Consider the following 550-nt stretch of genomic DNA (forward strand, 5'->3'; position numbering starts at 1 on the left):
GGGCAGCCGGGCGGGGGCGGCGAGTTCGGCGGTGTCGTCGACCGGGACGGTCTCCAGGTGCTCCAGGACGGTGGGGCCGGCGTACCAGTCCAGGTGGGCGCTGGCGTCCACGACGTTGTCGCCGTGCAGGGCGGAGATGGGGATGGCGGTGACCTGGGGGATGCCCAGTTCCTTGGCGAGCTCGGTGAAGTCGGCCTCGATGGTGCTGAAGGTCTGCTCGTCCCACGCCACCAGGTCCATCTTGTTGACCGCCAGGACGACGTGGGGGACCCGGAGGAGGGCGGCGATGGCCGCGTGGCGGCGGGTCTGGTCGACGACGCCAGTGCGGGCGTCGACCAGGACGATGGTCAGTTGGGCGGTGGAGGCGCCGGTGACCATGTTGCGGGTGTACTGCACGTGGCCGGGGGTGTCGGCGAGGATGAAGCGGCGCTGGGGGGTGGCGAAGTAGCGGTAGGCGACGTCGATGGTGATGCCCTGTTCGCGTTCGGCGCGCAGGCCGTCGGTGAGCAGGGCGAGGTCGACGCCGTGGTGGCCGCGGGCGGTGGAGGCG

At 71.8% G+C, this 550-nt stretch carries 1 protein-coding gene; it reads right to left on the reverse strand.

Annotated features, from left to right (window positions below; translation table 11 throughout):
* Positions 1-550, reverse strand: a 550-nt coding sequence (locus tag BIV57_RS23145) for a GTP-binding protein (RefSeq protein ID WP_245797864.1), incomplete at both ends; no start/stop codon positions are given.

This window comes from Mangrovactinospora gilvigrisea (assembly GCF_001879105.1).
GTDB classification, from domain to species: Bacteria; Actinomycetota; Actinomycetes; order Streptomycetales; family Streptomycetaceae; genus Mangrovactinospora; species Mangrovactinospora gilvigrisea.